The sequence below is a fragment of the Streptomyces sp. NPDC058664 genome (assembly GCF_042716635.1).
Lineage (GTDB): Bacteria > Actinomycetota > Actinomycetes > Streptomycetales > Streptomycetaceae > Streptomyces.
Window position 1 is genome coordinate 1 of the sequence record NZ_JBHXRW010000110.1, and the last position, 10,509, is coordinate 10,509.

At 61.7% G+C, this 10,509-nt stretch carries 6 protein-coding genes and 2 pseudogenes; 7 read left to right on the forward strand and 1 reads right to left on the reverse strand.

Annotated elements, in window-relative coordinates:
• Positions 1-168: 168 nt before the first annotated feature.
• From ACFWUY_RS39370 to ACFWUY_RS39390, 5 genes and pseudogenes are all read left to right on the forward strand, one after another.
• A pseudogene (locus tag ACFWUY_RS39370) lies at positions 169-377 on the forward strand (IS5/IS1182 family transposase); the annotation flags it as partial.
• A gap of 153 nt (positions 378-530) precedes the next feature.
• Positions 531-989, forward strand: coding sequence for a transglycosylase SLT domain-containing protein (locus tag ACFWUY_RS39375; RefSeq protein WP_384121426.1), 459 nt, complete (start codon positions 531-533; stop codon positions 987-989).
• A 922-nt stretch (positions 990-1,911) separates the two neighbouring features.
• Complete coding sequence (locus ACFWUY_RS39380) at positions 1,912-2,640, forward strand: tetratricopeptide repeat protein (RefSeq protein WP_384121429.1); 729 nt, start codon at positions 1,912-1,914, stop codon at positions 2,638-2,640.
• Between the two features lie 37 nt (positions 2,641-2,677).
• Positions 2,678-3,067, forward strand: coding sequence for a winged helix-turn-helix domain-containing protein (locus ACFWUY_RS39385; RefSeq protein WP_384121433.1), 390 nt, complete (start codon positions 2,678-2,680; stop codon positions 3,065-3,067).
• Positions 3,055-3,503: pseudogene (locus ACFWUY_RS39390) on the forward strand (transposase). The gene ACFWUY_RS39385 and the pseudogene ACFWUY_RS39390 overlap by 13 nt, the downstream one beginning before the upstream one ends.
• Before the next feature lie 333 nt (positions 3,504-3,836).
• Here the strand turns inward: ACFWUY_RS39390 and ACFWUY_RS39395 are convergent.
• Positions 3,837-8,753, reverse strand: a complete 4,917-nt coding sequence (locus tag ACFWUY_RS39395) for an aminotransferase class I/II-fold pyridoxal phosphate-dependent enzyme (RefSeq protein ID WP_384121442.1) — start codon at positions 8,751-8,753, stop codon at positions 3,837-3,839.
• Positions 8,754-8,953: 200 nt separating this feature from the next.
• On the opposite strand from ACFWUY_RS39395, the gene ACFWUY_RS39400 reads away from it, so the two are divergent.
• Positions 8,954-9,787 (forward strand): SDR family oxidoreductase, encoded by an 834-nt coding sequence (locus tag ACFWUY_RS39400; protein ID WP_384121437.1) that lies wholly within the window; start codon positions 8,954-8,956, stop codon positions 9,785-9,787.
• A gap of 441 nt (positions 9,788-10,228) precedes the next feature.
• Positions 10,229-10,509 (forward strand): transposase family protein (locus ACFWUY_RS39405; RefSeq protein WP_384121440.1); only part of this gene is annotated, 281 nt, incomplete at its 3' end.

Below are 10,509 nucleotides of genomic sequence, written 5' to 3' on the forward strand. Positions count from 1 at the left end.
GTGGAATCACCACGCCAACGACGAGGGGCCCTGCCTCGTCACCACCCCCGCTGACCAGCCCATTTCACCCTCCAGCACAGGATGAAAGAGGTTCAGTAACTCTGTCGGAGCCCGGTAGCAGACAGAGTCGGGCGACTCCACGATCGACGGAGCTCACCAGCACGCTGCCAGGCGGTCATCCCGGAACGGGCCGGCCCAAAGGCCGACTGTGTGCGGAGCGGAGGCCACTGGCCTTCGACCGCCAACTCTACAAGGCCCGCCATGTGGTGGAATGCTGCTTCACTCGCCTCAAGTAGTTCCGCGCGATTTCCACACGCTTCGATGAACTGGCCATTCGCTACTGGGCCGGAGCCCATCTCGCGTCGCTCGCGCTCTGACTGCGCGAACCCCACCGTGATCATTTATCGAACACCCCAGGGCGGTCCGATGGTTCCTGCTGATTTGGGTTGGTTGAGTAGCGTTTTCTCATGCCCGTCCCTCTTTGTTGTTCATTCAATAGGTGTCCTTCTTGCTAACGAAAGGGCACCTTAATGAAGATCTTTGAAGGAATGTGGCGATCTTCCTCCAGGCGGGCAGTGCGGTATGGGGCAGGTCTGGTGATCGGCACTGTGGTCTGTATGGGTGTGCCGATTGTTGGCGAGACACCGGCAGCCGCAGCGCCGGCCAGCAAGGTAAGGGTTGACGGGTGGATCAGCCAAGCCCTCAGCGTCATGCGGAGCAACGGCATCCCGGGAAGCCATAACGGTGTCTACCGGAACCTGATGCGTGAGTCGAGCGGTGACCCTTACGCGATCAACCTTTGGGACTCCAATGCCAAGGCAGGGATCCCGTCCAAGGGGCTCATGCAAGTCATCGATCCCACGTTTCGCGCCTACCACGTTGAAGGTACTTCTTGGGACATCTACGATCCTATAGCGAATATTGTCGCAGCCTGTAACTATGCGGCCCACCGGTACGGCACTATCGACAACGTGAACTCGGCCTACTGAGAATCGTCCTCTAGCAGCCGCTTCGTCAACTGCTAGAGGAAATCGCCCCCGTCGGCCAGTTGCAGACCCTCAGCCTGAACCCGGCCGCAGGCTTGTTCAGGAACTGGCTATCAGTGGCTGTGGGCGCAGCCGCCTTGCCTCGGGATGGCTTGGCTATGTTCTCGATGGTCACAGGCGCACTTTTCCATGATCTGAGTTACACCAAACTTTTTTACAGTCCTCGCACTGGACTGACAGCCCCCTCCACCGTGCCCGCCGTCTCGCCTACCAGTTCACTGCATGACCCCCACAAATTACGCAGTAGAGTCGTAAGGTTCCTCAGAACTCAATTATTTCTACATCACAAGGCGGCGTCTGAGTACCATTTACTCTGGCAGCCGGTAGTGCCCCGCAGTCAAATGGGCCGAGTATGGGCAGTGTCATTGGATCGACACTACTCATGCAACTCTCTTATTCACACAAGGAGGCGGATTGCATTGACGTACGCGGATATCCAAGAAGGTTCCCTATCTGCCGAAGGGTGGCCTATGCAGCACAATGAGATCTTCATAGAAGCCGATCACTCGGCAGTGGAACTCACGGAAAGCAACCACCAGCAGGCTAGCTAGCACCTGTCGCTATGGCTTCCAACTGTCAGGGTTGGAAGCCATAGCATTTCAGCCTCGAGTTGATTCACGAGACGTGACATGTCACCTGTATGAATAAAGCGACGTCCCCATAAATCACACCGTCAAGGTATCTTGTGATATCGCAGAGGAGGTGAATCATCGGCGCCGAGAGGTCTTCCGAAGATTATCTGAAATCGATAATCCGGAATTTCGACGATACTTCAGATGCGGCTCTGGCTAAAATTCGCACTCAAAGGGAACTGGCTGATCTTTGGCGACGTAAAGGAGAGTATAGGTCGTCCGGGCTTTTGTTTATGCTAACCCTGGAGTCCGCCGAGAAAAATACAGGAAATGATAGCCTCTTGGTTGCGTCGATTTGCAATCAGTGGGGTATTCTTGGCAAGTATTCTGGATGCTTCGATCACGCCTGGTCTTTGTACCTGCGAGCCCTCGCGATCTATGAGAAGCACTTTGGGAAATGTCATGACTCTGTGGCCGCGGTATGCCATAACCTTGGTGGTTTGGCACACGCTCGTGGAGATTATGTTACTGGTGAACCGTGGGCGAGGCGCGCCATGGAAATACATACCCGCCTCCATGGCGTCGAACACATTCTAACCGCTGAAGATGTTGCTGCTTGGGCATCCTTGCTTGATGGATGCGGACGTCCGGAAGAAGCTGAAAACGCATTCCGTCAATCCCTGCAAATATTTAGGAGAGCGGAGGGATCTGAAAGCTATAATTTTGCCATAAGTTTGCATAATCTTGCCGCCCTGCAACATCGTCGCGGAAATCTCGCGTCCGCGATTAGTGGATACAAGAGGGCGCTAGACATCAAGGAGAAAATTCTGGGTCCGCTTCACCCGGAGCTATCTACCACGCTCGTGAATCTAGCGGCAGCCCAGCATGCGCAGGGAAATAATGCACAGGCGGAAATTCTATTTGATCAGGTCGTTTCTATTCTCGCGCCGAATGTTTCAAACGGTCATCCTATTCTTGTGGCAGCTAAGCGTTCCAGTTTGGCCCTGAAACGCGTTAAATGAATTGAGCCCTCTATACCGCCTGGAGAAACTGGCGGGATTGCTGGAGGAGGGACCGGCCGCGCATGGCTGGGTGGAGGACCAGGTATGGACCGCCTCCTGGGTGGCCACGCTGACCGGCAGGAAGTTCCACATCACCTACAGCGTCTCCGGGGCCACCCGGCTGATGCACCGACTCGGCTTCACCCCGCAGGCCCCCGCCCGACGGGTCGCCGAGCGCGACGAGCAGGCCGTGACCGGGTGGAAGGAGGCGACCTGGGCGGAGGTAAAAGGGTCCGGGCGGCCTGCGGGGGGTTACATCTGTTTCGAGGACGAAGCGGGCTTCACCCGCCGGCCGCCGCGGGGACGGACCTGGGGCCGGCGGGGCCGCATCCCGGTCGTGACGGTGTCAGCGGTCGGCGTTCGGGACGGTTGTCGGTGGCCGGCCTGATCGCCCTGCGGCCGGGTTCCCGAACCCGGCTGTCTCACCGTCTGCGGACTCATCCCGCGGGCAAGGGAACACGGCGCAGCATGAGCGAGCGGGACTTCATCGCACTGATCGACGGAGTCCACCAGTTGGTCAGGGCCCCGATCGTGCTGGTTTGGGACCGCTTGAACACCCACGTCTCCCGCATCCTGCGGGAGACGTGGCCGAGCGGGCATGGCTGACCGTGTTCCTGCTGCCCGCCTACTCACCCGACCAGAACCCGGTCGAAGGCGTCTGGGCCCACGTCAAGTGCAGCCTGGCCAACCTTGCCGTCATGGCCCTCGACCGGCTTGAATCCCTCGTCCGCAACCGGCTCAAACGACTCCAATACCGGCCCCACACCCTCGACGGCTTCATAGCCGGCACCGGCCTGGCCCTGAATGACCCAGTGTCACCCTGACAAGCCGAAATCAGTAACCGCACGACCAACACGATCGAGTCAGTGAACGCCAGGATCCGGCGGGCGAACAAGGTCGAGGGTGCTTCCCGAATGAGACTACCGCCCTGAAGCGCGTCTATATGCGATCATGTCGCTCAATCCCACCGGCAGGGGGACAGGCCCGCTGGACCCTGCCGGTGGAAGACCGCACTAAACGTCTTCGAGATCGCCTTCGACGGCCGACTCCCCACAGCCCGCCAGTAACCCCAACTGCCCCCATCACACCCCCTGATTAACAAGGCCTCAGCAAGGCTCAGAAAAACCACGGGATGCTGCACAGAGGGAAGGAGGGGATCAAGTGCCAAGCAGGTGCGACTGTGAAGCCAGGAGGGCCGCAGTCCTCTCGATTTGCTCCCGAGAGTGCTCACTGGTGACGAAGAAGCGCAGCCGCGGTTGGTCCTGGGGGACTGCCGGGTGAAGGATCGGGTTGACGCTGATTCCCTGATCGAGCAGGGCGTTGGATAGCTCTACGGCTGTGGCACCGTCCTTGACGATGGCAGGGACGATGGGCGTGCCGAGGCTGTCGCCGGTATTGATTCCAGCTTCACGGGCCAACTGGAGGAAGAGCTTGGCGTTGTCGTGGAGGCGCTGAAGCCGTTCTGGTTCTTCATGCATGACGCGGATAGCGGTGAGGCATGCGGCGGCATCGGCAGGGGTCATGCTGGTGCTGTAAACGAATCCGGGTACCGATGCCTTGAGGTAATCGATGACACGTGCGGTGCCAGCGACGTACCCGCCGGTGCTGGCGAGTGCCTTGGACAGCGTGCCGCCCCACAGATCCACCGTGGTGCGGTCCACACCGAAGTGCTCACCCACACCGCCGCCGGTGGCGCCCATGACACCGATACTGTGCGCTTCGTCGATCATCACCATGGCCCCGTGCCGCTGCTTCACCTCGATCAGAGCCGGCAGGTCGACGATGTCGCCATCCATGCTGTACACGCCCTCAACCACGATCAGCACACGGCGGTAATGATGCCGGACCTGGCGCAATATGGCGTCAAGGGCGGCCATGTCATTGTGCGGGAAAGGACGGCGTCGTGCTGCGGAGAGTTTGCAGCCCTGGAGGATGGAGTCGTGGGCAAGGGCATCATGAATGATCAGGTCCTCTGGTCCCAGCAGATGTCCGATGACGGTCACGTTGGTGGCGTGCCCGCTAACCAGGGCCATCGCCGCCTCGCAGCCGTTCATCTGCGCGATTTCCGCCTCGAGCGCAAGGTGCAGCGGCCGCCGCCCGGACAGGAGAGGGGTCGAGGACACCGAGGAACCGTAGCGGTCGACGGCGTCCTTGACGGCAGCGGTGACCTTGGGATGCCCGGAAAGGCCCAGGTAGTTGAAGCTGGAGAAGGAAATCAGTTCCTGGCCCTCGATATGTGTGGTGTCGCGCATGGTGCCGTCATGGACCAGGAAGTAGGGGTTGCGGCGGAAGGACGCAGCTCGCTGCTCCATGGCCAGCAGTTCAGGAAAGTCCTCGATACGAGTTTCGGCATGCACTGCCGCTGTGACAGTGGAGTGGTCGGCTTTTTCCTCTTCTGCCAAGGCATCGGTGTGTGGTTTCGGGGGTTGCGGACGAAGGGCAACGCGCTGCTCTGGGACAGCGGGCACTTCTGCGGTCGTGTGGTCCGCTTCGAGCAGCTTCGCTGTGGCGGACACCGCGTCGCCGATGGTCGGATTGGACGGGAGGAAGCCCTCGGTGATGCGATCGGAGAGGTGGGGGAAGGCGCGGCGTAGGCGTTCCAGCAGTTCAGTGGTCATCAAGGAGTCGAAGCCGAGGTCCTTTGTGACGAGCATCTCGTCCGTCAGGCGCTCTACAGGGAAGGCGCTGACGGCCGACAGTTCGGCATACACGCTAGCCCGCACCTGTTCGTAACGTGAGCGGACCACATCAGCGGCAGCAGTCTCCTCAAACGTCTCCCGTGGATCGGTTCGATGCTCGACAGGCGCCACCGTCGACGCTGCGTCGTTTGCTCGGTGCTGTGGCGCCAGGGGTGGCATAGCCGGCGATGTGGAGACAGCGGCTGGGGCCGTTGCGCCGAAGGTATGCAGCAGGCTCAACTGTTCGCGAAGTAGTGCGATGACGTCATTCACTGGGAGGTCCTGTCGTGAGGAGTGGGGGTGCCCGGAACGAGAAGACCGTTCGTCCGGTGACCTTCCCCGGACGGGCTGTAGAGGAGAGTCCTGTGGCGTAGGCGTCGGCTCCTGTACGCCGGCTGGGAACTGGACTGTTGGTGCGGCACATGGCATGGGCCGGGCAGGCTCGGAGGCCATCGGCCTGACGTGAGGCGCCGCCCCTTGGGTACCAAGTCCGGGCACGGTGGCCGGGGCCGGGATTCTGGAGGCCACGCGCGGGTACCAGTGCGACTCTGTGGCCAGCGGCGAAGGAGGCAGCGTCACCAGTTCAGTACCGTCGGATATCAGCGCACCGGCGTCGATGTCCACGCCGAGAACAGCGAGTTGACCCAGCGCAGCAAGGAAGGTCCGGCCTGCGTCAGGACTGGCGCCGGTGAGGGCCACACAGTGGATTGAGTCCCCTTCCGGCACGCTGCGCCGCACGGAGCCGAGGAGGCCGCTGCCTCCGTAGACCTGCACGAATATGCGGGCACCAGATGCGTACGCAACACTCGCAGCGTCACCGAAGCAGACCGGAGAGCTTGCGTGCCGGCTCCACAACTCCCGCAACACGGCCGGGTCCTCCTCAGCCCTGCCACTGACGGAAGAGACGAACGTCAGACGCGGCTGCGAAATAGTGCGGCGTACAAGATCTGCTGCGAGGCCGTCTCGGGCGGAGTCGAGCAGGGGCGAGTGGAAGGCGTTGGATACCTCAAGCTCCGCGGTGGATATCTGACTGATCGCGCAGCGCCGGGCGAGTTCCTGAAGCGATGTGGTCACGCCGCTGTAGACCACCTGACGAGGATGGTTAAGGCAGGCGGCCCACACCTCCTCCAGACCGTTCAGAAGCGGGGCCACATCTTCCTGTGCCGCATGGACGGCGAGCATGCCACCCTTGCGATTTGCCTCAGCGCCGCGCATGTGGGCTCCCCGCGTCATCAACAGCTCCAGACACTCCTGTTCCTCCAGGGCCTTGACTGCGACAGCGGCGGGGAACTCGCCGACGCTGTGCCCGAAGCTGACAGCCGGAAAGAGGCCGAGGGACTGTGCGAGGTGAGTGAGACCGACGCCGAACGCGCCGAGCACGGGCTGGCAGACGTCGGTGCCGGTGAGCCGCTCTTGGCCCTCGGGCGTCGCACTGCCGGGACCGTACACCGCCTCTAGCAGGGAGAACCCGTCCGGAGCCCCCGTTGCCGCCGTGTCCCACCGGCTGAGGACGGCTCGCAGGACAGGGAAGCGCTCATAGAGGTCCCGGGCCATGCCGGGGCGCTGGCTGCCCTGTCCGGGAAAGACGAAGGCAACAACACGTTCGTCTTCGGGCAAAGGCTCGGCAGCGGCGTAGAGTCCTTCGCCGAGCGCACCAGTACGGCCTGTCGCCAGGGCCGACCGGGCCTGCTCGATCCGTATGCACAGTTCTGCGTGGCTGGCGGCGACGATTGCCAGCCGTGCCCTGAGCAGTTGTCGGCTCGCAAGGGTCTGAGCGATGGCGGTCAGCGGTATGTCAGGGCTGTCCTGCATCATCTTCAAGAAGTCCGCGAGATGGGAATCAAGCCGGTCAAGAGCGCCCGCAGAAAACAGAAAGAGCTGCGCCTCGCTGTCTCCGGAGAAAACCCTGGGCTCAGCAGCAGACTTGCCGACACGGCTGGGGAAAGCTGTCTTCTTCGTGCTACGTGGGGGACCGGGAACGGGCGCCTCTTCGAGCACCACATGCACATTCGTGCCACCGAAACCAAAGTTACTTACGCCGGCACGCCGAGGCAGGTTCCGGAGAGATTCCCAACGCTGTACCGTCTCGGGAACCTGCAGCCGAGCCATGGAGAGGTCGTCAGGGCGAGCAACATCAGTGGCCGGCATCGGCGTAATGGTGCGCCGGTGCAGCATCAACGCAGTCTTGATGAGAGAGGCAGCTCCCGAAGCGCCAAGTGAGTGGCCGATCAGCGACTTCACCGAAGTGAGGAATGCATCCTGCACCAGCGTGTCTTCACCCGAGTGCGCTGCGACGGCTTCCGTCCGGAGCGTGGTCAGCGAATCCACTTCAGTGGCATCGCCAACCACAGTAGCTGTGCCGTGCGCCTCGAATACCCCCATAGAGAGAGGCGAGACAACAGCATCCGCGTAAGCCCGGCGCAAGGCCAGCATCTGACCGGCCTTACTCGGGGTCATGGGCCCGTCCGACGCCCCATCGTTGGACACTCCGATACCCTGGATGACGGCATAGACACGGTCACCTGCGGCCAGAGCCTCCTCCAGTGGACGCAGCACGACCACCCCTGCACCATCACCCAGAACGAAACCGTCAGCCCTCCTATCGAACGGGCGACAGACACCAGATGCCGAAACCGCACCGACCTTCGAGAAACCCAGCAGAGTGCGCGGCTCCAGAGCTAGATAGGCTCCGCCGACCAACGCCACACTGCACTCCCCAGAGGCTAGGTGCCCCAGCGCCTGATGCAAGGCAACCAAAGTCGCGGAACACGCGGCGTCGACCGCATAACTGGGCCCGTTGAAATCGAAGAAACGACTCACATTCGACGCAGCCATGTTGAGCAGCGAGCCCGGCAACGCTGCTCCCGACACGGTCCTGACGTCAGGAACCAACTCCAGATACTCGCTGACATTCAGGCCGAAGTACACGCCAGTTGACGTGCGGTCGAAGGAGCGGCGTTCCCACCCCGCATCCTGCAACGCCTCACGGGAGGCATCCAACAACAGACGGTGCTGCGGGTCCATTGCCTGAACACGGCTTGGTGATATCCGGTAGTGACGTGCGTCGAACTGATCGACGCCGTCGACCGAGGCGAGAACGTCCGTATACGTGCCAGCCCGGGAACGTCGGTCCTCCGGCGTGTAAAAGGGTGCGTGGTCCCACCGCTCGCGTGGCACACTCCGGAACTGCCGTTCACCGCGGTTAAGGATTCCCCAGTATTCAGTAAGGTTACGGGCGCCTGGAAATCTGCAACCCATTCCGACGATCGCTATGTCACGCAAAACGCTGTCCTTTCGACATGAAACTGCCGAATTGAGCGCAGCTACTCGTAATCGGCGTGCGGCATTAGCCCAGATTGATGGCTGTGCAGCCACCGCTCTTCGGCAGGTCCACATCGCTGCCGTGGGTGCGCAGGAGGTGCATTTCTGCCTCGACAAGGGCGGCACACTGACAGTCAACGGGAGCAGATTCCAGGCTCACGGAAGCAGAGTAATCATTACTCATTTCACCTGCGGTAGGCAGCCACTACAGAAGCGGAGCGCATGGTTAATAATTACTCACCCGCATTCGCCGGAAATGCCCTAGAGTCGCGCACATGGCAAAGACTCGTGTCCGGATTAATTCCGCCCATGTGATCATCACCGGTGGCTCCAGCGGCATCGGTCTGGCCACCGCCCGCCTGCTGACGGCCCGGGGCGCCCGGGTATCGCTCGTGGCGCGCCGCCCCGACCACCTCCAGGCGGCGGCAAAAGCCCTGAGGGCAACCGGAGCCACTGTGGCTTTCCGCGCGGCTGACGTTGCCGACCAGCAGGCGCTCGCATCAGCCCTGGCAGAACTGGAGGAGGAGCAGGGCCCATGCGACGTGCTGATTACATCGGCAGGCATCGCTCGCCCCGGCCACTTCCTAGAATTGCCAGACGACGTCTTCCGCCAGGCGATAGAAATCAACTACTTCGGCACCCTCCACGCCATAAGGGCCATCGCCCCCGGCATGGTCAAACGCAGACACGGCAGCATCGTCGCTGTCTCCTCAACTGCCGGACTCATCGGTGTCTTCGGCTACACCGCTTACGCGTCGTCCAAGTTCGCCGTCGGCGGCCTCATGGAAGCCCTACGCGCCGAACTACGACCGCATCACGTACACGCAAGCATCGTCTACCCCCCAGACGTCGACACCCCTCTGCTCGCCGAAGAAGAACAGTGGAAACCAGATGAAACGCGCGCCATCAGCAGCAGCATCAAACCCCTCCACGCCGGCAAAGTAGCCACCGCCATCATCGCCGGCATCGAACGCGGCAAGTTCGGCATCAGCGCCGACCCCGGCACACGCGCCCTCGCCCGTTTCGGCAACATCCTGGCCCCCCTGCTGAATCACACATTCGACCGCCGAGTCGACACAGTCGCCAAACAGCGCCACAAGACGCAATGAAGCCGCGCTTGACAAGAGACTTCACCATGCCGGAGCGAGCACAGACCGACCCTATGGCCGGGACACCGCGGAGTTCGAACGAGGCTAGGAAGACTCAACAGAGCCGCTGCAAGTCCTGAGGAAGCACGAGCACCTACCAGTCCGTTCCCGAAGAGAGCCTCAAGCGCTCCACAAACCCACCGACTTGAGAACACTCAGCAGCACATTGGTGCCCAACGCGTTCTATCTTTGATCTTGCGCAGTGCTCCGCCTTTCGAGGCGGGGGTGAAGCGCGTCCTTGACCCGGAGCCGCGAAGCGGCGGAGGTCGCTGCGGCTCTGGGGTGAGGGTCAGATGGGCCGCTTGTGGTTCTCGATGTACTGAGCCTCTTTCATCCTGTGCTGGAGGGTGAAATGGGCTGGTCAGCAGGTGTGATGACGAGGCAGGGCCCCTCGTCGTTGGCGTGGTGATCTCACTCAACACACCGGCGACCGAAGGGGCCCTGGTGGTTCCGTATCGAGCCATGCTCGACGTCTCGCACGATCTCGTCGAGCATGTTTCCTGGCTGCTCTACGAGCGCCGCCGAGCTCGCAACACTCGCTGGCGCAGGCTCGGCTGCTTCCAGCAGGCACTTCTCACGCTGGTCCATCTGCGGAAGAACGAGACGTTCTCGCAGCTTGGAGCCGCTTTCGGGATATCGCAGGCCACCGCCTGGCGGTACGTGGACGAGACGCTGGACGTCCT

What these genes read in the sequence shown, in the direction of transcription:
- ACFWUY_RS39380 (WP_384121429.1), top strand. Translation starts at nt 1,912, where the DNA reads ATGCTAACCCTGGAGTCCGCCGAGAAAAATACAGGAAATGATAGCCTC.
- ACFWUY_RS39395 (WP_384121442.1), bottom strand. Translation starts at nt 8,753, where the DNA reads ATGTGGACCTGCCGAAGAGCGGTGGCTGCACAGCCATCAATCTGGGCT.
- ACFWUY_RS39375 (WP_384121426.1), top strand. Translation starts at nt 531, where the DNA reads ATGAAGATCTTTGAAGGAATGTGGCGATCTTCCTCCAGGCGGGCAGTG.
- ACFWUY_RS39400 (WP_384121437.1), top strand. Translation starts at nt 8,954, where the DNA reads ATGGCAAAGACTCGTGTCCGGATTAATTCCGCCCATGTGATCATCACC.